Origin of the sequence: Streptomyces erythrochromogenes (genome assembly GCF_040684695.1) — a bacterium.
Classification (GTDB): domain Bacteria; phylum Actinomycetota; class Actinomycetes; order Streptomycetales; family Streptomycetaceae; genus Streptomyces; species Streptomyces erythrochromogenes_C.
This window is the reverse complement of the sequence record NZ_JBFBGM010000023.1, coordinates 81,255-105,061: the sequence shown is the minus strand read 5'-3', so window position 1 is coordinate 105,061 and position 23,807 is coordinate 81,255. Positions and strand designations below refer to the sequence as shown.

22 protein-coding genes are annotated in these 23,807 nt (G+C 73.0%); 9 read left to right on the top strand and 13 right to left on the bottom strand.

The window, feature by feature from the left end; genetic code table 11:
* Complete coding sequence (locus AB0O53_RS28560; protein WP_351001670.1) at positions 1-546, top strand: GtrA family protein; 546 nt, start codon at positions 1-3, stop codon at positions 544-546.
* Between the two features lie 21 nt (positions 547-567).
* On the opposite strand, the gene AB0O53_RS28555 is transcribed toward AB0O53_RS28560, so the two are convergent.
* Both AB0O53_RS28555 and AB0O53_RS28550 read right to left on the bottom strand, forming a co-directional pair.
* Positions 568-1,833, bottom strand: coding sequence for a sensor histidine kinase (locus tag AB0O53_RS28555; protein WP_351001668.1), 1,266 nt, complete (start codon positions 1,831-1,833; stop codon positions 568-570).
* A 31-nt stretch (positions 1,834-1,864) separates the two neighbouring features.
* Positions 1,865-2,542 (bottom strand): response regulator transcription factor, encoded by a 678-nt coding sequence (locus AB0O53_RS28550; RefSeq protein ID WP_136232295.1) that lies wholly within the window; start codon positions 2,540-2,542, stop codon positions 1,865-1,867.
* Between the two features lie 496 nt (positions 2,543-3,038).
* Here AB0O53_RS28550 and AB0O53_RS28545 point away from each other — a divergent pair, with 496 nt between their 5' ends.
* Complete coding sequence (locus AB0O53_RS28545) at positions 3,039-4,559, top strand: peptide MFS transporter (RefSeq protein ID WP_365199375.1); 1,521 nt, start codon at positions 3,039-3,041, stop codon at positions 4,557-4,559.
* Positions 4,560-4,622: 63 nt separating this feature from the next.
* Here AB0O53_RS28545 and AB0O53_RS28540 read toward each other — a convergent pair whose 3' ends face one another.
* The 8 genes from AB0O53_RS28540 to hutU form a co-directional block, all read right to left on the bottom strand.
* Entirely contained in the window at positions 4,623-5,939 is a 1,317-nt protein-coding gene (locus AB0O53_RS28540; RefSeq protein WP_351001664.1) for a hypothetical protein, read from the bottom strand.
* Complete coding sequence (locus AB0O53_RS28535) at positions 5,936-7,069, bottom strand: neocarzinostatin apoprotein domain-containing protein (protein ID WP_351001662.1); 1,134 nt, start codon at positions 7,067-7,069, stop codon at positions 5,936-5,938. The genes AB0O53_RS28540 and AB0O53_RS28535 overlap by 4 nt, the downstream gene beginning before the upstream one ends.
* Positions 7,066-8,124 (bottom strand): COG1470 family protein, encoded by a 1,059-nt coding sequence (locus tag AB0O53_RS28530; protein WP_351001661.1) that lies wholly within the window; start codon positions 8,122-8,124, stop codon positions 7,066-7,068. Before AB0O53_RS28530 ends, AB0O53_RS28535 begins: the two co-directional genes overlap by 4 nt.
* A gap of 17 nt (positions 8,125-8,141) precedes the next feature.
* Positions 8,142-8,825, bottom strand: coding sequence for an LPXTG cell wall anchor domain-containing protein (locus AB0O53_RS28525; protein WP_351001659.1), 684 nt, complete (start codon positions 8,823-8,825; stop codon positions 8,142-8,144).
* A 113-nt stretch (positions 8,826-8,938) separates the two neighbouring features.
* A complete protein-coding gene (gene hutI / locus AB0O53_RS28520; RefSeq protein ID WP_365199370.1) occupies positions 8,939-10,117 on the bottom strand; it encodes an imidazolonepropionase in 1,179 nt (392 codons plus the stop codon).
* 194 nt (positions 10,118-10,311) lie between these two features.
* The gene (locus AB0O53_RS28515; protein ID WP_365199367.1) at positions 10,312-11,652 is read right to left on the bottom strand and encodes a formimidoylglutamate deiminase; all 1,341 of its coding nucleotides are present in this window, start codon (positions 11,650-11,652) and stop codon (positions 10,312-10,314) included.
* Positions 11,643-12,833, bottom strand: a complete 1,191-nt coding sequence (locus AB0O53_RS28510) for an allantoate amidohydrolase (protein WP_350994623.1) — start codon at positions 12,831-12,833, stop codon at positions 11,643-11,645. The genes AB0O53_RS28515 and AB0O53_RS28510 overlap by 10 nt, the downstream gene beginning before the upstream one ends.
* An 11-nt stretch (positions 12,834-12,844) precedes the next feature.
* Positions 12,845-14,509, bottom strand: a complete 1,665-nt coding sequence (gene hutU / locus AB0O53_RS28505; RefSeq protein ID WP_350994184.1) for a urocanate hydratase — start codon at positions 14,507-14,509, stop codon at positions 12,845-12,847.
* Between the two features lie 105 nt (positions 14,510-14,614).
* Here hutU and AB0O53_RS28500 point away from each other — a divergent pair, with 105 nt between their 5' ends.
* Complete coding sequence (locus tag AB0O53_RS28500) at positions 14,615-15,967, top strand: type III PLP-dependent enzyme domain-containing protein (RefSeq protein ID WP_365199364.1); 1,353 nt, start codon at positions 14,615-14,617, stop codon at positions 15,965-15,967.
* A gap of 61 nt (positions 15,968-16,028) precedes the next feature.
* On the top strand, positions 16,029-16,160 hold the full coding sequence (locus AB0O53_RS28495) for a hypothetical protein (RefSeq protein ID WP_365199361.1): 132 nt from the start codon (positions 16,029-16,031) through the stop codon (positions 16,158-16,160).
* Between the two features lie 3 nt (positions 16,161-16,163).
* Here the strand turns inward: AB0O53_RS28495 and AB0O53_RS28490 are convergent, their stop codons facing one another.
* Complete coding sequence (locus tag AB0O53_RS28490) at positions 16,164-17,006, bottom strand: MurR/RpiR family transcriptional regulator (protein WP_350994192.1); 843 nt, start codon at positions 17,004-17,006, stop codon at positions 16,164-16,166.
* 142 nt (positions 17,007-17,148) lie between these two features.
* Here AB0O53_RS28490 and AB0O53_RS28485 point away from each other — a divergent pair, with 142 nt between their 5' ends.
* A complete protein-coding gene (locus AB0O53_RS28485; RefSeq protein ID WP_350994194.1) occupies positions 17,149-17,526 on the top strand; it encodes a hypothetical protein in 378 nt (125 codons plus the stop codon).
* 398 nt (positions 17,527-17,924) lie between these two features.
* Here the strand turns inward: AB0O53_RS28485 and AB0O53_RS28480 are convergent, their stop codons facing one another.
* Positions 17,925-19,307, bottom strand: coding sequence for a cystathionine beta-synthase (locus AB0O53_RS28480; RefSeq protein WP_350994625.1), 1,383 nt, complete (start codon positions 19,305-19,307; stop codon positions 17,925-17,927).
* Positions 19,308-19,435: 128 nt separating this feature from the next.
* On the opposite strand from AB0O53_RS28480, the gene AB0O53_RS28475 reads away from it, so the two are divergent.
* The 3 genes from AB0O53_RS28475 (at position 19,436) to AB0O53_RS28465 (ending at position 23,050) form a co-directional block, all read left to right on the top strand.
* A complete protein-coding gene (locus tag AB0O53_RS28475; protein WP_350994196.1) occupies positions 19,436-20,452 on the top strand; it encodes an SGNH/GDSL hydrolase family protein in 1,017 nt (338 codons plus the stop codon).
* 188 nt (positions 20,453-20,640) lie between these two features.
* The gene (locus AB0O53_RS28470) at positions 20,641-21,861 is read left to right on the top strand and encodes an acetyl-CoA C-acetyltransferase (RefSeq protein ID WP_350994198.1); all 1,221 of its coding nucleotides are present in this window, start codon (positions 20,641-20,643) and stop codon (positions 21,859-21,861) included.
* 373 nt (positions 21,862-22,234) lie between these two features.
* On the top strand, positions 22,235-23,050 hold the full coding sequence (locus AB0O53_RS28465) for a hypothetical protein (protein ID WP_350994627.1): 816 nt from the start codon (positions 22,235-22,237) through the stop codon (positions 23,048-23,050).
* On the opposite strand, the gene AB0O53_RS28460 is transcribed toward AB0O53_RS28465, so the two are convergent.
* Positions 23,034-23,378, bottom strand: a complete 345-nt coding sequence (locus tag AB0O53_RS28460; RefSeq protein WP_365199357.1) for a hypothetical protein — start codon at positions 23,376-23,378, stop codon at positions 23,034-23,036. The genes AB0O53_RS28465 and AB0O53_RS28460 overlap by 17 nt on opposite strands.
* 101 nt (positions 23,379-23,479) lie before the next feature.
* Here AB0O53_RS28460 and AB0O53_RS28455 point away from each other — a divergent pair, with 101 nt between their 5' ends.
* Complete coding sequence (locus tag AB0O53_RS28455; RefSeq protein WP_030036969.1) at positions 23,480-23,710, top strand: DUF4287 domain-containing protein; 231 nt, start codon at positions 23,480-23,482, stop codon at positions 23,708-23,710.
* The last annotated feature ends 97 nt before the right edge of the window (positions 23,711-23,807 follow it).

The following is a 23,807-nucleotide window of genomic DNA, read 5'->3' as shown; positions in this document are numbered from 1 at the left end:
ATGACCACGCAGCGCGGATCGGTCCTCGAACGCGTACGCGGCCTCGTGCGCGAGGTGGCCAAGTTCGGGGCGGTCGGCGGACTGGGGGTCCTGGTCAACCTGGGTGTCTTCAACCTGATCCGGCACACCACCGATCTCCAGGTGGTCCGGGCGAGCGTGATAGCCACCGTCGTGGCGATCGCCACGAACTACCTGGGCTTCCGCTACTTCGCCTACCGGGACCGCGCCCAGAGCGGCCGCACCCGCGAGATGGCCCTCTTCGCCGGCTTCAGCGCGATCGGGCTGGTCATCGAGAACGGCGTGCTCTACACCGCCACCTACGGCTTCGGCTGGGACGGCCCGCTCGCGAGCAACGTCTTCAAGTTCATCGGCATCGGCACGGCCACCGTCTTCCGCTTCTGGTCCTACCGGACCTGGGTCTTCAAGGCCCTGCCGCCGGTGACCGCGCCCGCGGCCGCCGAACCGGCGGCGGAGCAGCCGGCGCCGGTGCCCCGGCCGGAGCGCAGGACCGAGCCGCTGCCGGAGCCTGAGCCCGCGAACAACTAGCGCGGACGCGGCCCGGACGGCCTAGCGGACGGTCTTCTCCCGCTCGGCCGGCTCGGGGGCCGTACGGCTGAGGAACAGCGCGAACACCGGGGGCTGCGTCTGGAGCAGCTCCAGACGGCCGCCGTCCGCCTCGGCGAGGTCGCGGGCGACCGCGAGGCCGATCCCGGTGGAGTTGCGGCCGCTGATGGCCCGCTCGAAGATCCGGTTGCCGAGGTCGGGCGGGACGCCCGGTCCCTCGTCCGTGACCTCCAGCACCGCCTGGTTGCCGATCACCCTGGTGCGCAGGGCGACGGTGCCGCCGCCGTGCATCAGGGCGTTCTCCACGAGGGTGGCCAGGACCTGGGAGACCGCGCCGGGGGTGCCGACGGCCCGTACGCCCTGCTTCCCGGAGCGCACGATGGCCCGGCCCGCGCTGCGGTAGGCCGGCCGCCACTCCTCCACCTGCTGTTTGACGACCTCGTCGAGGTCGAAGGGGACCGCGGAGCCCGTGCGCGGGTCGCGCGAGTTCGTGAGCAGCCGCTGTACGACGTCCGTGAGCCGCTCCACCTGGGTCAGGGCGATCGTCGCTTCTTCCCGCACGGTCTCCAGGTCGTCGGTGACCGTGATCTCCTCCAGCCGCATCGACAGCGCCGTGAGCGGGGTGCGCAGCTGGTGGGAGGCGTCGGCGGCGAGGCGCCGCTCGGCGGTGAGCATCCGGCCGATCCGTTCGGCGCTGGAGTCCAGCACGTCCGCGACCCGGTCCAGCTCGGGAACCCCGTACCGCTTGTGCCGGGGCCGCGGGTCGCCCGAGCCGAGCCGCTCGGCGGTCTCGGCGAGGTCGGTGAGCGGGGAGGCCAGCCGGTTGGCCTGCCGTACGGCGAGCAGGACGGCCGCGACGACGGCCAGCAGGGCGACCGCGCCGACCACGGCCAGGGTCCGTACGACCTCCCTGGTCACGGTGGAGCGGGCCTCCTCCACGACGACGATCTCGCCCTGCTCGCCGCGGGCGGTGCCGCGTACGACGCTGTCAGGGATCGACGCGCCCACCTCCACGGCCGCCTGCCCGGGGACGGTGATCCGCGCGTAGTGCCCGGCGTCGAGCAGTTCGGCGAGGTCGGAGGGGTCGGTCGGCTTCTTCTCCAGGACGTTCGCCTCGACGACGCTCACCAGCCGCAGCGCCTCGGACTCGACCCGGTCCTGGGCGCTGCTGGTGATGGTGCGGGTCTCCACGATGACGAGGGAGACCCCGAAGACGGCGATCACCACGAGCACCACGGCGAGCGTGGACTGGATGAGGCGGCGGCGCATGGGCTGGGGCCGGCCTTTCTTGCCCTGGGGGTCAGCTCTTCTCGAAGCGGAAGCCGACGCCGCGGACGGTGGCGATGTAGCGGGGGTTGGCGGCGTCGTCGCCCAGCTTCTTGCGCAGCCAGGAGATGTGCATGTCGAGGGTCTTGGTGGAGGACCACCAGGTGGTGTCCCAGACCTCGCGCATGAGCTGGTCGCGGGTGACGACCCGGCCGGCGTCGCGCACCAGGACGCGCAGCAGGTCGAACTCCTTGGCGGTGAGCTGGAGCTCCTCCTCGCCCATCCAGGCGCGGTGCGACTCGACGTCGATCCGCACGCCGTGGGTGGCGGGGGGCTGGGCGGTCTCGGTGGCGCCGCGCCGGAGCAGGGCCCGGACCCGGGCCAGGAGTTCGGCCAGGCGGAAGGGCTTGGTCACGTAGTCGTCGGCGCCCGCGTCCAGGCCGACGACCGTGTCGACCTCGTCCGCACGGGCGGTGAGGACGAGGATCGGGAAGCCGTGGCCCTCGGCGCGCAGCCGGCGGGCCACCTCCAGGCCGTCCATGCCCGGCAGTCCCAGGTCGAGGACGACGAGGTCGACGCCCCCCTGGAGTCCCGCGTCCAGGGCGGTGGGGCCGTCCTCCCGGACCTCGACCTCGTACCCCTCCCGGCGCAGGGCGCGGGCCAGGGGTTCCGAGATGGATGCGTCGTCCTCGGCGAGCAGTACACGCGTCATGTGGGTGATGGTAGTCCGCGGCGACTGAATCGAGAGGCCTGCCCGCAGACCCCTTCCGATCTGGGTTTATCGACTACTAAGCGCCTTCGAATATGGTCGAACGGTTCCCGACTCGCCTTGTGATCCATCTCTCAAGTCCTTTCATATGCCGCAGTGTCGTGTCGTATGGTGGCGAGACGCCTGATGCAATACCTCAGGGACCTTTGTGCCGAAAAACAGCACATAGGTCTCTCTTTCTGTCCTGAACCGGATGGGCGGTCTTATCGAGGACCGACCCGGCCGGCCATGACGACAGTGAATGACCTGTTGGCCGGGCCCCTCGCGTGATGGTGCGCGGGCGGGCGTGGATCCCGGTTGCGGATTCCCTTCACCCCCTCTTCGACGGGGCGAGACCCCGAGGCGTGGGGCGGGACTCCGTTCGCCGGTGCCGGCCACCCCCCACCGGGCGCGGATGAGCTCACGAAGCCGAAGCGTCCCGAGCAAGCAAGGATCGACCATGGCTTCCAGCCTGACGACGGCTTCACCGAGCCCCGCTCACGAGAAGACCGTCCTCGGCCACCCGATCGGCCTGGCCACGCTGTTCATGACCGAGATGTGGGAGCGCTTCTCCTACTACGGCATGCGTGCGCTTCTCGTTCTGTACTTGGTCTCCGGCGGCGTCGACGCCGCGACCGGCAGCCAGGGCGGTGGCCTCGGCTTCACCGCGGCGACGGCCACGGCGATCTACTCCGTGTACGTGGCCATGGTCTACCTGATGGCCATGCCCGGCGGCTGGTTCGGTGACCGTGTCTGGGGCGCCCGCAAGACGGTCGCCATCGCCAGCTTCGTCATCATGGCGGGCCACGTCGCGCTCGCCGTCCCCGGCCAGCTCGCGTTCTTCGTCGGTCTGCTGCTGGTCGCGGTGGGCTCCGGTCTGCTGAAGGCCAACATCTCCACGATGGTCGGCCACCTGTACAAGGACGCGGACGACCCGCGCCGTGACAGTGGCTTCACGATCTTCTACATCGGCATCAACGTGGGTGCCTTCGCGGCGCCGATCGCCATCGGCACCATCGGCGAGACGATCAACTGGCACCTGGGCTTCTTCCTCGCCGCCGTCGGCATGGGCATCGGCCTGGTCATCTTCCTGCTGGCCGGCCGCACGCTGAGCCCGAAGAGCAGCATCGTCCCGAACCCGCTGAGCCCGGCCGAGCGCAAGGCCGTGATCACCAAGGCCCTCGCCGTCCTCGCCGTCGTCGCCGTCTTCTACGGCGCCGTGGTCGCGGCCGACATGTTCACCATCAAGTGGGCGCTGTACCCGATCACCATCGCCGGTCTGATCATCCCGGTCGCCGTCCTCACCCGCATCAAGCGGGACAAGGACCTCACCGCCGGCGAGCAGACCCGGATGAGCGCCTACATCTGGTTCTTCGTGGCCGCCGCCGTCTTCTGGATGATCTACGACCAGGGCGGTTCGACCCTCTCGCTGTTCGGTGACAAGAACTCCGAGCGCGCGCTGTTCGGCTGGGAAGTCCCGACCACCATCTTCCAGTCGCTGAACCCGCTCTTCGTGGTGGCCCTGGCCCCGGTCTTCGCCGCCGCGTGGGTGGCCCTGGCCCGCCGCAACCGCGAGCCCAGCACCATCGTGAAGTTCTCGGTGGCCCTGGTCATCGTCGGTGCCTCGTTCTTCGTCTTCGCCATCCCGCTGAGCCAGACCGCGGGCAACGACACCAAGGTCACCATGTGGTGGCTGGTGCTCATCTTCCTGATGCACACGCTCGCCGAGCTGTGCCTCTCCCCGGTCGGCCTGTCGGTCACCACGAAGATGGCGCCGCAGAAGTACGCCTCCCAGATGATGGGCGTCTGGTTCCTGGCCGTCACCGCCGGTGACTGCATCACCGGTCTGCTCGGCCTGGCCGAGGTCCAGATGAACGGTGTCGGCGTGATCCTCTTCCAGGCGTTCGCCGCAGTGCTCGCCGGTGTCGCGATCTTCATGTACCGCAAGAAGGTCAACGCGCTGATGGGCGGCATGAACTGACCCGTTCCGCTCCGGCGGAGCAACGGCCCGGCACACCGCGAGGTGTGCCGGGCCGTTCCCGTGTCAGCGGGTGCCGCGCAGGCGGCGCCACGGGGTGAAGGTGAACACCGCGCCGCCGAGCAGGATCACCGTGCCGGCGACGAGGGCGAGGGCCTTGATGCCGCCCTCGTCCTCCGCGCCGGTCTCGGCGAGGCCGCCGCCCGCGGCGGCGGCGCCGCCGGTGCTGGTCGAGGAGCCGGAGCCGCCCGGCTGGGCGGTGGTGTCCAGCTCCAGCGAGACGCCGCTGCTCGTCGCCTTGCAGGGCACGTTGATCGGCGTGGAGCCGGGGGCCATCGTGACGTCGATCGTCAGCCGGTCCGGGCTGAGCGTCACCTTGCCGGACTTGCCGGGCTTGTAGGTACCGGTCATGTCGCTGAGGCTGACCGGTGCCTTGTCCGGGATCGGTTCGGCGTTGGCCGGGCCGGAGACCTTGACCGTGCCGCTGTCCGCCCCGCCGAGCTTGACGTCCATGGAGGGCTTGAGGGCGCCGGCGGGCAGGGCCATGGGCGCCGCCATCGCGCCCTTGGCGGTCTTGACGGTGAGGTCGTAGCTGCCGCCGTTCTTCTTGGCGTTGATCGTGACCGGTGTCTTGATGCCGCCCGGGACGACCGCTCCGCAGTCGAAGGCCACCTCGACCGCCTTGCCCGGGAAGTCGGTCTGGCCGCCCCCGCCGCCGCTGCCGCCCGAGGCGGTGGTGCCGCCGGTGGTGGTGCCGCCGGTCGTCGTGCCACCCGTGGTGGTGCCGCCCGTGGTCGTGCCGCCGGTCGTCGTACCGCCCGTGGTCGTACCGCCGCTGGAGCCGCCCGAGACGTCGATGGTGGCCCCGCCCTTGACCTCGCCGACCGGCGCGCACTTGGTGACGAAGGTGCCGAAGGAGAAGCTGACGGCCACGTCGTACTTGCCCGGGGTCAGGGTGATCTTGCCGGCCTTGGTGAGCTTCAGCTTGCCCTTCATCGTGGACATCTGCATGGGGGCCTTCTTGGGGATCGGCGGGTTCTTCTTCTCCCCGACGACCTTCAGCTCCCCGCCACCGCCGCCCACGGTGATCCAGCCCGTGGGCTGGACGGAGTCCTGCGGGATGTCCATCAGGTCCGTGTTGTTCGAGGCCGGCTTGACCGTCTCCCAGGACACGTCGACCTCGTCGCCGACCTTGGCCGTGGCCGGCGCGGTGACCTTGGCCGTGGTCTCGCCCTCCACCGGGGAGCCGCCGCCGGCCGGCGGTACGCACTTGACCTTGAACGTGGCCTCGGCGGCCTGGGCGGTAGGAGCCGTGATGGCGAGGCCCGCGCCGCCGAGCAGCAGCGCGACCAGGGCCGCGCTCACCCTCCGTCGGTTCTTCACGATGGTCCCTTCGTCGTCGAACGGTTCTCAGACGGTGCGGACGTCTGTGGTGCTGTCTCCGGCGCGCTGTCCGGGGTGAACCACGGCAGGACCGCCGTGGTGGTCGCAGGGGGCTCCGCGGGCCGCTCCGTACGCGCGGCCGTACGCGGGACCGGGCGGGCCGGGAGTCCGGGCAGCCGGGGCAGCCGGGCGGTGACGGCCGTCGCGGCCTCGGCGGGCCGTACCCCACGGTGGCGTCCGGCGCCGCCCCCGGTGCGCGGCCGGATCCTGTCGACGACGGCCATGCCGACGCGGAAGACCGCGGCGGGGATCACCACGAGGAGCAGGCCCCAGAAGAGCAGGACCCCGTACGGGCGGGCCACGCCCCAGGGCTGGGTGGCCACGACCGTCTCGCCGTACTTCAGGGAGATCGTGTAGTCGCCGTGGGCGCCCGCGGGGAGGGTGACGTCGAGGGTGACCTCCGCCTTGCCGCCGGGCGGGACGGTCCCCTTCCAGCGGGCCTCCTCCCACACCGGCGCGAACACGCCGTGGGCGGTGCCGAGCTGGAAGACGGGGTCCTTGACCGGGGCCGTGCCGAGGTTGCCGACGGTGACCTTGAACTTCCGGGCGGCCGGGGCGCCGAACCAGGTCAGGACCCCGTCCTCGCCCTCCAGTCGGACCCCGGTGAGCATGGCGAGGCGGCCGGTGCCGGATTCGGCGGGCAGCTCGGCCACCGGATGGTCGGTGATCTTCAGGGGCGCGGCGACGGTGGACCGGTCCCCGTTGACGGAGGTGACGTTGACGACGCAGGGGCAGGGCTTCGGCGGCGCCGCCACCGGCAGCCGGGCCGTGAAGCGCCCGTCCTCGCCGACGGAGACGGCCGCCCCGTCGGCGTTGGCGCAGCTGTTGGTGCCGCCGATCATGTTCTGCCCGCAGACGAGCAGCATCACCAGGGTCTTGGGCCCCCAGCCGGTGCCCGTGACGGTGATCTCGGTTCCCTTGGCGGCCTCCTGGAGGGAGAGGGCCGCGGTGGGTTCGGCCTGGGCCGCACCGGACGGGGCCGCGGGCAGGAGTGCGAGGGCGCACGCCGCCAGCCCCACCAGGAGGGACCGGGCGCTACCGCCGGCCTTGCCGCCGACCTTGGCTCTCACCTGGAGGCTCCCGTCAGTTCGTGTTCCGGTGCGGGGTTCGTCTCCGCGGGCTTCCCGGACGGTCCGCCGTCGGCCCCGCCGGTCCGGTCGGTCCCGCCGGTCGCGCCGTCCGCCGGTTCCCGTCGCGGGCGCCGCCGGCCGCGTACGAGGAACAGCGCGGCGAGCGCCGTCCCGCCGAGGCCGAGCAGGCCGGCGCCCGTCCAGCCGGCGGCCCGCCACGGCACGAACCAGGCGGTGGCCGAGGCCGCGGCCTCGGCGCCGTCGGGAACGGCCACGGTGACGGTGACGCGGACCCGGTCGAGGACCGGCGCTCCGGGCCAGGGTTCGGTCAGCTCGACCCGCCCGCCGGGGAGCAGTTCGACCGGCTCGGCCCGCCGGCCGCCGACCGGGACCTCGCCGAAGGCGCCCTCGGCGCGCAGGGCCGGCCGGGGGGCGAGGGCGACGTTGCCGCGGTTGACCAGGGTGTACGCGACGACCGCGGACGCGCCCCGGCCCCGTACGGCGACGTCCTCGACGGTGAGGGCGGTCAGGGTGGGGCCGCTGACCCGCAGGTGGACCCGTACGCCGGCCTCCCGGCCCGCTTCGGTGGCGATCACGGCGGCGGGATGGTCGCCGGGCGGTGCCGCGGGCGGCACGGTGACGGTGAAGGGGACCACCGCGCGGGTGCGCGGCGGGATCGTCACGGTGGCTGCGGCGCCGAAGCTGAACCAGGAACCGGCGTCGCCCGCGCCGGGGCCGGGAGCGGCCGGGCGCACCGCGACGGCCCCGTCGGCGGTGTTGCCCGCGGCGGCCCCGCGCAGGGTGACGGTGCGTTCCCGATCGGTGGTGTTGGTCAGGGCGAGGCGGTCCTCCAGCACGGCGGCGGGGGCGCCCTCCAGGTAGAAGTACGGTCGGGCGCCGCCGGGTCGGGCCGCGGCCGTTCCGGCGGCGGGCTCGGCGGTCCAGCCCGGTTCGTCGGCGGCTGCGGGGGCGGCGGGCACCGTGTGCAGCGCGGCCGTCGCGAGCAGGACCAGGAGGAGGCGGGCGTCCCGCCCGGTGGTGTGGAGCAGGGGCATGGCCGGGGGCGCTCCGTTCAGGACCCGGCCTGCCGGCCGCGCCGGGTCAGCCAGAGCACGCCGGCCGCGCCCGCGAGCATCACGGTGCCGCCGAGGGTGCCGAGGGCGAGGGCGGAGTCGGTGGGTCCGGTCTGCGGGAGGGTGTCGGGAGGGGAGTCGCCGCCGGAGGGCGTGCCGCTCCCGCCGCCGCCCGCGGCGGTGACGTCCAGTTCCAGGGAGGGGCCGGGGCCGTTGCCGGGGGTGCAGGTGGTCGTGGTGCCCATCGCCTTGATGGTGAGCACGCCCGCGGTGAAGGTGACCTTGCCGCTCTTCTTCGGGGTGTAGGTGCCCGAGAGGTCGGTGATCTTGATGGGGGTGTCCGGGGGCACGGCCTCGGGGTTGGACGGGCCGGAGACCGGTACGGACGCCTTCTCGGCCCCGCCGACGACGATGACGGCGCTGGGGCTCATGGCGCCCTTGCCGAGCTCGATGGGGCTGGACGAGACGCCCTTCTGGAAGGACATCGTCAGCTTGTAGCCGTCGCCCTCCTTGACGGCCTTGATGTCGATGGGCGACACCGCCGACTTGTCCCCGATCGGGGTCTTGCAGTCGTAGGCCACGTCGACGACCGCGGCGTGGGCGGTGGGGGCGGTGAGCAGCACCGCCGATCCGGCCAGCGCGGAGGCCAGCGCGAGCGCGGTGGAGCGTTTGCGGTCGGACACCTTCGTCTTCCCCTCGGGCCACAAATACCTGACGGAACATCAGATCGGTGGCTCAAGGTACGCCCGGGGCCTTACGGAGGGAAGACAAAGGACAGGCCCGAATTGACCGTTCGTCAGTAGGCGCGGACGCCCTTCTGCCACACCGCGGAAACGAGCGGTACACCCGGCCGGTAGGCCAGGTGGACGTGGCTGGGGGCGTCCAGCAGGGCCAGGTCGGCGCGGGCTCCCGGGGCCAGGACGCCGATGTCGCGGCGGCGCAGGGCGCGGGCGCCGCCTGCGGTGGCCGACCACAGGGCCTCGTCGGGGGTCATCCGCATGTCGCGGACGGCGAGCGCGATGCAGAACGGCATGGAACTGGTGTAGGAGGAGCCGGGGTTGCAGTCCGTGGACAGTGCGACGGTCGCGCCCGCGTCGATCAGGCGTCGGGCGTCGGGCCACTGGGCGCGGGTGGAGAACTCGGCGCCGGGCAGCAGGGTGGCGACCGTGGTGTCCGCCGCCTGGGCGAGGGCGTCGACGTCGGCGTCGGTGAGGTGGGTGCAGTGGTCGGCGGAGGCGGCCTCCAGTTCGACGGCGAGCTGCACGCCGGGGCCGTACGAGAGCTGGTTGGCGTGGACGCGCGGGATCAGGCCTGCGGCGGCGCCGGCGGTGAGGATCGCGCGGGCCTGGTCGCCGTCGAAGGCGCCCTTCTCGCAGAAGACGTCGACCCAGCGGGCGTACGGGGCGCAGGCCGCCAGCATCTCGCCGGTGACGAGGTCGACGTAGCCGGCCGGGTCCTCGGCGTAGTCCGGGGAGACGATGTGCGCGCCGAGGTAGGTGACCTCGTCGGTGTGGGCGGCGGCGATGCGCAGGGCGCGGGCCTCGTCGGCGACGGTGAGGCCGTAGCCGGACTTCGTCTCGAAGGTGGTGGTGCCCTGGCGGCGGGCCTCGTCGAGGTGGCGGACGAGGTTCGCCTCCAGCTCGGCGTCGGAGGCGGCGCGGGTGGCGGCGACGGTGGTGCGGATGCCGCCGGCGGAGTAGGCGCGGCCCGACATGCGGGCGTTGAACTCCTGGGTGCGGTCGCCGGCGAAGACGAGGTGGGAGTGCGAGTCGACGAAGCCGGGGATGACGGCCCGGCCCTGCGCGTCGAAGACCTCGTCCGCGGCCGGGGCCTGTGCCGTCGGGCCGACCCAGGCGATGCGGTCGCCGTCGATGACGACGGCGGCGTTCTCGATGAGGCCGAGGGGGCTGCCGTCGCCGACGGCGGGGTCGTTGGTGACGAGGCTGCCGATGTTTGTGATGGCGGTGGTGGTCATGGGGTCCTCTCAGGGCTTGCTCGTCCCCCACCCCGCCCCTTCCCGAAACCGGGCTCCGCCCGGACCCGGTCCTCAAGCGCCGGACGGGCTGGTAAATCCAGCCCCGCCGGCGATTGAGGCGCGGGGTCCGGGGCGGAGCCCCGGGAAACGGAGAAAGGGCGGGGTGGGGGAAAGGCCCGCCGCAGGCGGCACGGTCAGGAGCGGAGGGCGGCGATCGAATCGGCCAAGGCGGACGGGACGTCCCCGACCAGGGTGTGGTGGCCGTCGCGGACGACGTGGCGGCCGGCGACCACCGTGTGGCGGACGTCGGAGGCGGTGGCGGCGAAGACGGCCGTCTCGGCGCCGAGCCGCGGCAGCGGGCCGGCCGTGCGGACGGAGTCCAGGGCGACCGTGGTGAAGTCCGCGAGCGCACCCGCTTCCAGGCGGCCCGCGTCCGGCAGTCCGAGGGCGGCGTGGCCGTCGCCGGTGGCGGCGGTCAGCAGGGCGTTCGCCGTCCAGTGGCCCCGGGTGCGGCTGCGCAGGCGCTCGTTCAGCTCCATCGCGCGCGCCTCTTCGAGCAGGTCGATCACCGCGTGGCTGTCGCTGCCGAGGGAGAGCGGGCTGCCCGCCCGCTGCAGGCGGGTGGCCGGGCCGATGCCGTCGGCGAGGTCGCGTTCGGTGGTGGGGCACATGCAGGTGCCGGTGCCGGTGCCGCCGAGCAGCGCGATGTCCGCGTCCGTGAGGTGCGTGTTGTGGACGCCGGTGGTGCGCGGGCCGAGCACCCCGTGGTCGGCGAGGAGCTGCGTGGGGGTGCGGCCGTGGGCGGCCTGGCAGGCGTCGTTCTCGGCGGTCTGCTCCGAGAGGTGGACGTGCAGGGGCGCCCGGCGCTCCTCGGCCCAGCGGGCCACGGTGGCGAGCTGGTCGGCGGGCACCGCGCGGACCGAGTGGACCGCCGCGCCGATCAGGGCGTGCGGGCGGGGCTTGAGGGCGCTTACGCGTTCGGCCCAGGCCTCGGCGGTGCCGTCCGAGAAGCGCTGCTGGTGGGCGTTGGGGGCTTCCCCGAACCCGGACGAGAGGTAGGCGGTGTCCAGCAGCGTGATCCGGATGCCGGCCGCGGCGGCGGCCTCGATCAGGGCCTCGCCCATGGCGTTGGGGTCGGCGTACGGGGTGCCGCCGGGCGCGTGGTGGACGTAGTGGAACTCGCCGACGTTGGTGATGCCGGCCAGGGCCATCTCGGCGTACACGGCGCGGGCGAGCGCGAAGTAGGTGTCCGGGGTGAGGTTCTGCGAGGCCCGGTACATCAGCTCGCGCCAGGTCCAGAAGGTGCCCGAGCCGACCTGGACGGCCCCGCGCAGGGCCCGGTGGAAGGCGTGGCTGTGGGCGTTGGCCAGACCGGGCAGGGTCAGGCCGCGCAGCACCTCGGCGCCCGGCGGCGGGGTCTCCACCCCGGTGCGCAGGGCGCCGATCCGCCCGTCCTCGGTGACCGGGAGGGCCACGCCCGGCTCGACGTGGGTGCCGAGCCAGGCGTGCTCCAGCCAGTACGTCGTCAGCGACATGCCAGGCCTTCCAGTACGTCGGCGAGGGCGAGGACGCCGGCCACGCAGTCGTCCTCGGCGGCGAACTCCCGCGGCGAGTGGGAGACGCCGGTGGGGTTCCGCACGAACAGCATGGCGGTCGGCACGGCCGCGGAGAGGATCCCGGCGTCGTGTCCCGCCCCGGTGCCCAGGACGGGGACGGACCCGCCCAGGATCCGGTTCATCTCGTCGCGCAGGGCGTGCTCGAACTCGACGACCGGGGTGAAGGACTCCCGGACGATGTCGAGGTCGATGCCGTCCTGCTCGGCGCGCTCGCGGGCGGCCTTCTCGATGGCCGTGACGACGGTGTCGAGGGTGGCCTGGTCGGCGGCGCGGGAGTCGAGCCAGCCGCGCACCAGCGACGGGATGGCGTTGACGCCGTTGGGCTCGACGGAGATCTTCCCGAAGGTGGCGACGGCCCCGGCGAGGGCCGCCTCGCTGCGGGCGGCCAGCACGGTCGCCGCGTACGTCAGCATCGGGTCGCGCCGGTCCACGAGGCGGGTGGTGCCGGCGTGGTTGGCCTCGCCGCGGAAGTCGAACCGCCAGCGGCCGTGCGGCCAGATCGCGGAGGCGATGCCGACGCGGTCGCCGGACAGGTCCAGGGCGCGGCCCTGTTCGACGTGCAGCTCGACGAAGGCGCCGATCCGTCCGAGGCGTTCGGGGTCGGCCCCGATGGCCTCGGGGTCGTATCCGGCGGCCTCCATGGCCTGGGGCAGGGAGATGCCCTCGGCGTCGCGCAGCTCGTAGGCCTTCTCCTTGGTCAGCTGCCCGGCCGCGAGCCGGGAGCCGACGCAGGCGAGCCCGAAGCGGGCGCCCTCCTCGTCACCGAAGTTGGTGATGGCCAGCGGCCTGGAGAACTCCGCGCCCCTGCTGCGGAGTTCGTCCAGGGCCGCGAAGGAGGACACCACGCCGAGGGGGCCGTCGAAGGCCCCGCCGTCGGGGACGGAGTCCAGGTGCGAGCCGGTGACCACGGCGTCCCCGGCGAGGGGGTCGCCGAGCCAGGCCCACTGGTTGCCGTTGCGGTCGGTCTCGTACGTGAGCCCGCGCGCCTCGGCCTGCTCCTGGAACCAGGTCCGGCAGTCGGCGTCGGCCCCGCTCCAGGCGTAGCGGCGGTAGCCGCCGGTGTCGGCGTTGCGGCCGATGGGCGCGAGCTCGGCCCACATCCGGTGGAAGGTCACGCGTCGTCGCCCTCACGCATGGGGACGCGGACGCCGCGCTCGTCGGCGACCGTCTCGGCGATGTCGTAGCCGGCGTCGACGTGGCGGATGACGCCCATGCCCGGGTCGTTGGTGAGGACGCGGCGGATCTTCTCGCCGGCCAGCGCGGTGCCGTCGGCGACGGTGACCTGGCCCGCGTGGATGGAGCGGCCCATGCCGACGCCGCCGCCGTGGTGGATGGAGACCCAGGAGGCGCCGGAGGCGACGTTGACCATGGCGTTGAGCAGCGGCCAGTCGGCGATGGCGTCGGAGCCGTCGAGCATGGCCTCGGTCTCGCGGTACGGGGAGGCCACCGAGCCGCAGTCGAGGTGGTCGCGGCCGATCGCGAGCGGCGCGGCGAGGGTGCCGTCGGCGACCATCTCGTTGAAGCGCTCGCCGGCCTTGTCGCGCTCGCCGTAGCCGAGCCAGCAGATGCGCGCGGGCAGGCCCTGGAAGTGGACGCGCTCGCCGGCCATCTTGATCCAGCGGTGCAGGGACTCGTTCTCCGGGAAGAGCTCCAGCATCGCCTTGTCGGTCTTGTGGATGTCGGAGGCCTGGCCGGACAGGGCGGCCCAGCGGAAGGGGCCCTTGCCCTCGCAGAACAGCGGGCGGATGTAGGCCGGGACGAAGCCGGGGAAGGCGAAGGCGCGGTCGTAGCCGGCCAGCTGGGCCTCGCCGCGGATGGAGTTGCCGTAGTCGAAGACCTCGGCGCCGGCGTCCATGAAGCCGACCATGGCCTCGACGTGCTTGGCCATGGACTCGCGGGCCCGGGTGGTGAAGCCGGCCGGGTCCTTGGCCGCGTAGGAGGCCATGTCGTCGAAGTCGACGCCGACGGGCAGGTACGACAGCGGGTCGTGGGCGGAGGTCTGGTCCGTCACGATGTCGATCGGGGCACCCTCGGCGAGCATCTGCGGGAGCAGCTCGGCGGCGTTGCCGAGCAGGCCGATGGAGAGCGGCTTGCGGGCGTCGCGGGCCTCGGTGGCCAGCTGGAGGGCGTGGCGCAGGTTGTCGGCCTTGACGTCCAGGTAGCGGTGCTCGATGCGGCGGTCGATGGCGCGCGGGTCGACGTCGATGCAGATCGCGACGCCGTCGTTCATCGTGACGGCCAGCGGCTGGGCGCCGCCCATGCCGCCGAGGCCGGCGGTGAGGGTGATGGTGCCCGCGAGGGTGCCGCCGAACTTCTTCGCGGCGACGGCGGCGAAGGTCTCGTAGGTGCCCTGGAGGATGCCCTGCGTGCCGATGTAGATCCACGAGCCGGCGGTCATCTGGCCGTACATGGTCAGGCCGAGGTGCTCCAGGCGGCGGAACTCCTCCCAGTTGGCCCAGTCGCCGACGAGGTTGGAGTTGGCGAGCAGGACGCGCGGCGCCCACTCGTGGGTCTGCATCACGCCGACGGGGCGGCCGGACTGGACGAGCATCGTCTCGTCCTGCTTGAGGGTCTGCAGGGTGCGGACCATCGCGTCGTACGAACGCCAGTCGCGGGCGGCCTTGCCGGTGCCGCCGTAGACGACGAGCTTGTCGGGGTGCTCGGCGACCTCGGGGTCGAGGTTGTTCTGGAGCATCCGCAGAGCGGCCTCCTGCTGCCATCCCAGGGTGCTGAGCTCGGTGCCGCGCGCGGCGCGTACGGGGCGGGGTCCTGACATGGCGGGTGCCTCCTCCGATGTTGTTAATTCCATTCACATACTCGCCCGCTGAATAGATTCAGTCAACAGCTGCGGGCGGCCCCGTCGGATGATGGGATGGCGGACATGGCCGCAACCACGCAGGGCGAGGGCGCCGCCGAGCGCCGGGACCGGGTCGTACGGGCCGCCGTCGAGCAGGGGCTGGTGGGCGGGACGGACCCCTCGCAGCCCCTGGTCTGCCTGCTGGACACCGACGGGATCCGGGCCTCCGCCGCGGCCCTGACCGCCGCCTTCGCCGGCGCCCTGGCGCCCGGCACGCCCGTCCTGCACGCCTTCGCCGTGAAGGCCGCCCCGCTCGTGCCGGTGCTGCGGCTGCTCGCGGACGCCGGGCTGGGCTGCGAGGTCGCGAGCCCCGGCGAGCTGGCGCTGGCCCGCGCCGCCGGGGTGCCCGCGGCCCGGACCGTCCTGGACTCCCCCGCCAAGACGACCGCCGAACTGCGCGGGGCGCTGGCGCTGGGCATCGCCGTCAACGCCGACAACCGCCAGGAGCTGGAGCGCCTCGACGCCCTCGTCGCCGCGGCGCCCACCACCTCCCCGATCGGGATGCGGATCAACCCGCAGACCGGCGCGGGCGCCATCGACGCGCTGTCCACGGCGACGTCCACCTCGAAGTTCGGCGTCGCCCTGCGCGATCCCGGGGCGCGCGAGTGGCTCGTACGGGCCTTCCTGGACCGGCCGTGGCTGACCCGGCTGCACATCCACTCGGGCTCGCAGGGCGTCCCCCTGGAGCTGATCGCGCAGGGTGTGCGGGAGCTGCACGCGCTGGCCGAGGAGATCAACACCGCGGCCGGGCGGCGCCGCGTCGACACCCTCGACATCGGCGGCGGGCTGCCGGTCGACTTCACCTCCGACGTGGCGGCCCCGACGTACGCCCAGTACGTGTCCGCCCTGCGCGAGGCGGTCCCGGCACTCTTCGACGGCTCGTACGGGCTGGTCACCGAGTTCGGCCGGTCCCTGCTGGCCAAGCACGGCCTGGTGCTGGCCCGGGTCGAGTACACCAAGTCCAGCGGCTCCCGGCCGATCGCGCTCACCCACGCGGGCGTCCAGCTGGCGACCCGCACCGCCTACGCGCCGGCGGCCTGGCCGGTGCGGATCCTGCCGTACGACGCGAAGGGCGCCCCGAAGACCGGCGACCCGGCGGCCCAGGACGTCGCGGGGCCGGCCTGCTTCGCGGGGGACCTGCTGGCGACGGCCCGGGAGCTGCCGCTGCTCGCTCCCGGCGACCTGATCGGGGTGCCGGACACCGGCGCGTACTTCTTCACCGCCCACTACGGCTACAACAGCCTGCCGCGCCCGGCGGTCCACGGCTTCACGGTGACCCCGCAGGGCCGCGTCCGCTTCCGCCTGGCCAGGCCCGCGCAGTCCGCGGCGGACATCGTGACGGAGGCGGGCGGCGACCTGCGGGACGCCCTGCTGTGACGGCCCGGGGCTCCGGATCCACCACCGCGTCGCCGACCCCTACCGCGCCGCCCGGCGGCGGATGACCCCGGTCGCGACCACCCGCAGCCGGGCCCTGCGCGCCGTGCGCAACGCCCTGCTGCCCGTCCTCGCGCGCATCCCGGCGCTGCGCACGCGCCTGGCCACCGGGCCGGCGGAGCTCAGGTACCGCTGAGGCTCACTCCACGAACAGCCCGCGGGCGGCCGCACGGGTGTCGAAGGCCTCCAGGCGGGCCTGTGCGTCCGGCAGGGCGTCCGCCATCGCCTCCAGCAGCACCCGGCCGAGCAGCATCGGCGCGCACGCCGTGTCGAAGGCCAGGCCGGTGCCGACCGGGGCGGGGATCAGCAGGTCCGAGTGGCGGGCCACCGGCGCGAAGGCCGAGTCGGCGACCGTCACCACGGTCAGGCCGGCCTTCCGCGCGCGTTCCAGCGTGTCCACGACCTCCCGCGGGTGCCGGGGCAGCGCGAAGCACAGCAGCGCCGTGGCCCCTTCGTAGAGGGCCGCGTCGATGCGGTCCTCCATCATCGAGCCGCCCTCGTCGAGGAGCCGTACGTCCGGATGCACCTTGGCGGCGAAGTACGCGAAGCCGCGGGCCTGCGAGGACGCCGCCCGAAGGCCGAGCACGGGCAGCGGGGTCGAGGCGGCGAGGATCCGCCCCGCCTCCTCGACCGGCGCGGGGTCGGCGAGCATCTCCGCGAGCCGGCGCAGGTTCTCGATCTCGCCCAGGACGGCCTGCTGGTACTCGTTGGACGAGTCCTGCCCCGGTGCGGCGGCCCGCTCGGCCGGAGCCACCTCGCGCAGGTGCTTGCGCAGGGCGGGATAGCCGTCGAAGCCGAGCGCCACGGCGAACCGGGTCACCGACGGCTGGCTCACCCCGGCCAGCTCGGCGAGTTCGACGCTCGACAGGAACGGCACCTCCGCCGCCCCGCGCACCATGCAGTGCGCGATCCGCCGCTGGGTCGGCGTCAGCCGGTGTCCCTCGAACAGCGCCTGGAGCCGCGCCGCCGGGCTGTCGCTCATGCCGTCCCCCTCCGTCCCGGTGGTTTATTCAGTCACGGAGCACTCTGCATGCGGTTATGCAGCGGGGCAAGCCGGTGCCCGCGATGCGGATACGGGGGCTAGCCCCAGTGCCGGGGCCTGCGGCGCTTCCTACGGTGAGGGCATGGACGCCCACGCCCAAGAGCTGAAGAAGGAACTCGACGCGACGCTGAAGGCCCGGCGGGACCTGGGCCCGGAGTACGAGGCCGCGCTGGTGGACTCGTTCGTCGAGAAGGTCGACACCCAGGTCCGGCGCCGACTCGCCGAGGAACGCCTGGCCGCGGCCCGCGGCGAGGGCCCGTGCGCCGGCCCGGCGGACGGGAACTTCGGCGAACGCTTCGGCTTCGCGATCATCACCCTGGTCCTGGCGGTCCCGCTGTCGGCCATCGCCGCCGTGCAGACGGGCTTCAAGGGACTGGTGGTCACCTGGGTGGGCATCGTGGGGGTGAACTTCATCCACGCCACCCGCCTGCGGCGCGCCCGGCCGGACGACATGGGCTGACCGCCCCCGCTCGGGAATCCGCGCCCGTGCCGCGCCTGATCTGTGAACCGAGCCCCAAATAGGGACTGTTTGCGCGGGGACCGCCGCACCCTCGCGGGCGAGGGGCGGGACGACGGCGGTCCCCGCGGTGGACACGGCCGGGTCAGGGCCGTCCGCGTCCATGGTGTCCGCGTGTCCGGGAGCCGCTCCGGAGGTGTGCGAACACCGTCGGTGGTGCCGGCCTGGTCCGGTTTCCCGGGCTCCCTGCCGACAACCACCACTGTGCCGGAGCCGTGTTAAGGCCGTGCTGCTGTCACGTGTCCGGCCCGTACCGTTTGCGCGACGGCCGGAAAACGCCGGTGCCCCGGGCGGGCGTCGGGCCAGGGGCCCGCGCGCCCCGTCCCCGGGCGGGCAGCGGGCTACTTCGCGGACTTCGCCAGGAAGGCGAGGAGGTCCTGGCGGCTCACCACACCGGTGGGCTTGCCCTCGACCAGCACGATCGCCGCGTCGGCCTCGCCGAGCACCGACATCAGCTCGGAGACCGGCTCGCCGGAGCCGACCTGCGGCAGCGGGGAGCTCATGTGCTTCTCCAGCGGGTCGGTCAGGGAGGCGCGCTGCGCGAACAGTGCCGCGAGCAGCTCCTTCTCGACGACGGAGCCGATGACCTCGGCGGCCATCACGTCGGGGTGGCCGGCGCCCGGCTTGACGATCGGCATCTGGGAGACGCCGTACTCGCGCAGGACCTCGATGGCCTCGCCGACGGTCTCCTCGGGGTGCATGTGGACGAGGGAGGGGATGCCGCCCTCCTTGTCGTTCAGCACGTCGCCGATGCGGGCGGCGGGGCCCGCCTCCTCCAGGAAGCCGTGCCCGGCCATCCACTCGTCGCTGAAGATCTTGCTCAGGTAGCCGCGGCCGCTGTCCGGCAGCAGGACGACGACCACGTCGTCCGGGCCGAGGCCCTCGGCGGCCTTGAGCGCGGCCACGACGGCCATGCCGCAGGAACCGCCGACGAGGAGGCCCTCCTCCTTCGCCAGCCGGCGCGTCATCTGGAAGGAGTCCTTGTCGGACACCGCGATGATCTCGTCGGTGACGTTCGGGTCGTAGGCGGTCGGCCAGAAGTCCTCGCCGACACCCTCGACGAGGTAGGGGCGGCCGGAGCCGCCGGAGTAGACCGAGCCCTCGGGGTCGGCGCCGATGACCTTGACTTTCCCGCCGCTGACCTCCTTGAGGTAGTTGCCGGTACCGGAGATCGTGCCGCCCGTGCCGACGCCGGCGACGAAGTGGGTGATCTTCCCCTCCGTCTGCTCCCACAGCTCGGGACCGGTGGTCTCGTAGTGCGAACGGGGGTTGTTCGGGTTGCTGTACTGGTCGGGCTTCCAGGCGCCGGGCTCGCGCGCGAGGCGGTCGGACACGTTGTAGTACGAGTCCGGGTGCTCGGGGTCGACGGCGGTCGGGCAGACCACGACCTCCGCGCCGTACGCGCGCATGACGTTGATCTTGTCCATGGACACCTTGTCAGGGCAGACGAAGATGCACTTGTAGCCCTTCTGCTGGGCCACGATGGCGAGTCCTACACCCGTGTTGCCGCTGGTCGGCTCCACGATGGTGCCACCGGGCTTGAGGGCTCCGCTCTGCTCGGCGGCCTCGATCATCCGTACGGCGATCCGGTCCTTCACGGATCCGCCGGGATTGAAGTACTCGACCTTCGCAAGGACGGTGGCCTGCAGGCCTTCGGTCACACGGTTGAGCTTCACCAGCGGGGTGTTGCCGACGAGGCTGATCATCGAGTCGTGGAATTGCACCATGTTCTCCAAGGAGTGGACTCCACGGGTTCTCCGGGAGGTCCGGCCAGGGTATGCGGAAAGGGATTGACCGACCGCTCGTACGGGGCAGGTAGGGGTCAACGAGACGCGAGGAGGTGGCCTGAAGGATGTCCAGGGCGAGAACAGCCCGCCGGATCGCGGCGGGGGCAGCGTACGGCGGAGGCGGCCTCGGACTCGTCGGGGCCGCCGCGGTCGGGCTGGTACTGGCGGAGGTGCAGTTCGCCAAGCGCACGGTGGGCACCGGGCTGGGCGAGCCGCCGCGCGCGGACGGGCTGTACGGGAGCGAGTTCGGCGGCCCGGAGCAGAGCCCGGGCCCGCTGCGGCTGGGCATGCTGGGCGACTCCACGGCCGCGGGGCTCGGCGTGCGGCGGGCCCGGCAGACCCCCGCGGCGCTGATGGCCTCGGGGCTCGCGGCGGTCGCGGAGCGGCCGGTGGAGCTGCGCAACGTGGCCCTGTCGGGTGCCATGTCGGACGACCTGGACCGCCAGGTGGGGCTGCTCCTGGACCGGGACGGGCCCCCGCCCGACGTCTGCGTGATCATGATCGGCGCGAACGACGTGACGCGCCGGATGCCGCCGACCCAGTCGGTGCGGCTGCTGACGTCGGCCGTGCGCCGGCTGCGCCTGGCGGGCGCCGAGGTCGTCGTGGGCACCTGCCCGGACCTGGGCACGATCGAGCCGGTGTACCAGCCGCTGCGCTGGCTCGCGCGCCGCGTGTCCCGGCAGCTGGCCGCCGCGCAGACCATAGGGGTGGTCGCGCTGGGCGCCCGTACGGTCTCGATGGGCGACCTGCTGGGCCCCGAGTTCGCCGCGAACCCGCGCGAGATGTTCGGCCCCGACTCCTACCACCCGTCGGCGGAGGGGTACGCGACGGCGGCGATGGCCGTGCTGCCGACGCTGTGCGCCGCGCTCGGCCTGTGGCCGGAGTCGGACCGGCTGGACGTGTCGCGGGACGAGGACATGATGCCGGTGGCCAAGGCGGCGTCCGCCGCGGCGGGCCAGGCCGGTACGGAGGTCACGGCGGCCCGCGGCCCCTGGGTCCTGCTCAAGCACCGCCGGCGGCGGCGGGTGCCGGGCGAGGACCCGGCCCCCGCGGCCCCGGACGCCGCGGGGCTCGCTCCGTAGCCGCCCGGGTCGCGCTGTTCCCGCGGTTCCCGCGGTTCGCGGCCGGGGAGGAGCACCCTTGGGGGTGCGGCCCCGGCCGGCCGGGCCGGTGGGAGCGACCGGCATCACACCCCCGGGCCGGTGACCTCGACCGTACGGGGCGGTAACTTCGCATCCGGTCCCGCAACGACGCACCCCTTGGAGTCCCGATGCCCGAAGCCGTCATCGTTTCCACCGCCCGCTCTCCCATCGGGCGCGCCTTCAAGGGATCCCTCAAGGACGTCCGCCCGGACGACCTGACCGCGACGATCATCCAGACCGCCCTCGCCAAGGTCCCCGAGCTGGACCCGCGCGAGATCGACGACCTGATGCTGGGCTGCGGCCTGCCGGGCGGCGAGCAGGGCAACAACCTGGCCCGCATCGTGGCCGTGCAGATGGGCATGGACTTCCTGCCGGGCACGACCATCACCCGGTACTGCTCCTCCTCGCTGCAGACCTCCCGCATGGCCCTGCACGCCATCAAGGCGGGCGAGGGCGACGTGTTCATCTCCGCGGGCGTGGAGACGGTGTCGCGCTTCGCGCGGGGCAACTCGGACTCCTGGCCCGACACCCACAACCCGCTGTTCGGCGACGCGGAGGCCCGTACGGCCGCCGTCGCCGAGAGCGAGGGTTCGTCCTGGCACGACCCGCGCGAGGACGGCCTCGTCCCCGACGCGTACATCTCGATGGGCCAGACCGCGGAGAACCTGGCCCGCCTCAAGGGCGTGACCCGCCAGGACATGGACGAGTTCGGCGTCCGCTCCCAGAACCTGGCCGAGGAAGCCATCAAGAACGGCTTCTGGGCCCGCGAGATCACCCCGATCACCACCCCGGACGGCACGGTCGTCTCCACCGACGACGGCCCGCGCGCCGGCGTGACCCTGGAGGGCGTGCAGGGCCTCAAGCCCGTCTTCCGCCCCGACGGCCTGGTGACGGCCGGCAACTGCTGTCCGCTGAACGACGGCGCCGCCGCGCTGGTCATCATGAGCGACACCAAGGCCCGCGAGCTGGGCCTGACCCCGCTGGCCCGGATCGTCTCCACCGGCGTCACCGGCCTCTCCCCCGAGATCATGGGCCTGGGCCCGGTCGAGGCGTCGAAGCAGGCCCTGAAGCGGGCCGGCCTGACGGTCGGCGACATCGACCTGTTCGAGATCAACGAGGCCTTCGCGGCCCAGGTCATCCCGTCGTACCGGGACCTGGAGATCCCCCTGGAGAAGCTGAACGTCAACGGCGGGGCCATCGCCGTGGGTCACCCCTTCGGGATGACCGGCGCCCGCCTGACCGGCACCCTGATCAACAGCCTGCAGTTCCACGACAAGCAGTTCGGCCTGGAGACGATGTGCGTGGGCGGCGGCCAGGGCATGGCGATGGTCATCGAGCGGCTGAGCTAAGAAGTAAGGGCTCTTGAGCCGAGACGGTTCGCAGCCCTCGAAACCCCGCCCGCACGTAGCCGAAAGTAGGGTTCCGGTTACTGGATCATGGGCGGGGCCAGGCGCCCCATGGATCCCGCCGGATCCCTTGGCCCGTACTGACGCCGGTTCTAACCCCGTCGCGGCCGACCTGTGACCGAATCTCCCCCAGGATGTGACCTATGTCCTGGGGGATCGGTGTTTACGCAGGTCAGAACCTGCACAGGGGTGCAGGGTGTGACGAAAGCCCTGTCCATTTCGTGACGTAATGCACTGCACGCCATTCCCAGGCCGGGACACTCTGATGTAGGAAGTCGGGGGATCGAATCACCTCAGGAGTTAGTCAGTGAGCGCCATGTCTCTTGCCCTGCTGCTGACCACGGCCGCTGCCACGGCCGTGGGCGCTGCTGCTCTGCACGCCGTCCACGGTCTGCGCAAGCAGGTCGCCGCCCTCCGCAGTGAGCTGGCGGTGCCGGTCCACGCCCGCGGCACGACCGTCCCGCACGCCCGCAACGCCGCCGAGTCCCCCGCGGCGGAGATACGAGCCGCCGTCGCCGAGGCCCTGGCCGAGGAGCGCGAGCGGGAGCTGGCCGAGGCGCGCGCCTTCTGGGCCGCGCAGGAGGCCCGCGACGCCGCCGACGCCCCGTCGCTGCTGGGCGGTCTGCCCGGGCTCGGCGAGGACAGCCCGGTCTTCCTGCCCCGGCAGGCCGACCTGGTGGGCCTGGAGCCGGTCATGGGCGAGGAGGCTCTGGACGAGCTCCCCGGGTACCCGGAGGACTCGCCCGAGCTGGCCGCCGCCCGCCGGCGCCACCCCTCGCACCCCGACTTCGTACCGGTCCAGGCCGCGCACCCCGGCGCCGACCACGAGCGCACCGTGAACCGCCTGGAGGAGCTCGCCGAGGCCCGTACGGCCCTCGCGGACGTCCGTCCCGGCCCGCTGGGCACGCTCGACGTGTACGTCTTCACCGACGGCACGACGCTGTGCATGACCCCGGGGCACCGGGAGACCGCGGAGCGCCTCGCCGAGGCCCTGCGCTCGGGCACCGCCCCGGTCCTGCTGGGCGGCTCGGGGATCTCCGGCGCCTACGCGCTGACCTTCTCCTGCGGCGACTCCGAGGATCCCGACAGCAACGTCTACATCCTCGCGGACCGCGTCATCGCGTCGCTCTGACCTCCGCCTGCTCCACCAGCGCCACGGCCTCGTCCAGGATCTCGGACGGGGCCTTCGCGCTTTCCCGGGCGCCCGGCCGCTCGCGCAGGGCCTCGGCCAGGTCCCGCCCGGCCACCGCCACTTGGTCCCCGACGACGAAGATGCCCGCGTCCGGCATCTCCCGCGGCGCCGTGCCGGGCGCCTCCAGCCCCTGCGCCCGTACGGACAGCTCGCGGGCCAGCTCCAGCGCCACGGCGGCCGCCCCCTGTTGGAGGCGGCTCTGCGGGGCGGCCCGCAGCCGGTCGGCGAAACGTTCCACGGCGGCGCTCAGAGGCGAAGTGTCAAGCACCCGGCCGACCCTACGCGCCGCCCGGGCACCATTGCCAACGGGCGAACTCTCCGGCACGGTGGCGTGAAGAGAACAGCACGGCAAAACCTCCGGAGGCGCCCATGTCCGTAGAGTTCTCCGAGCAGACCCACCGCAACATGATCGACAGAATCCCCCTGACCACCGGTCGTGAGGTTTCCGACTGGCTCCGCACCGTCGACGAAGGCCCCTCCCTCGTCCGGTTCGAGGAGAAGGTCAGCTGGCTGCGCGGCGCGCACGAGCTGTCGTACGGCCAGGCCAAGGCGATCATCCACGAGTACGACCTGCGCAGAGCCGCCCGCCGGTTCGGCTGACCCCTCCCCCGACCCCGCATCTCCCTCCACATGCGGGAAGGCCCCGCGAGCTGTCGCTCGCGGGGCCTTCCCCGTGCTGTGGTGCGCGCCCTGCGGG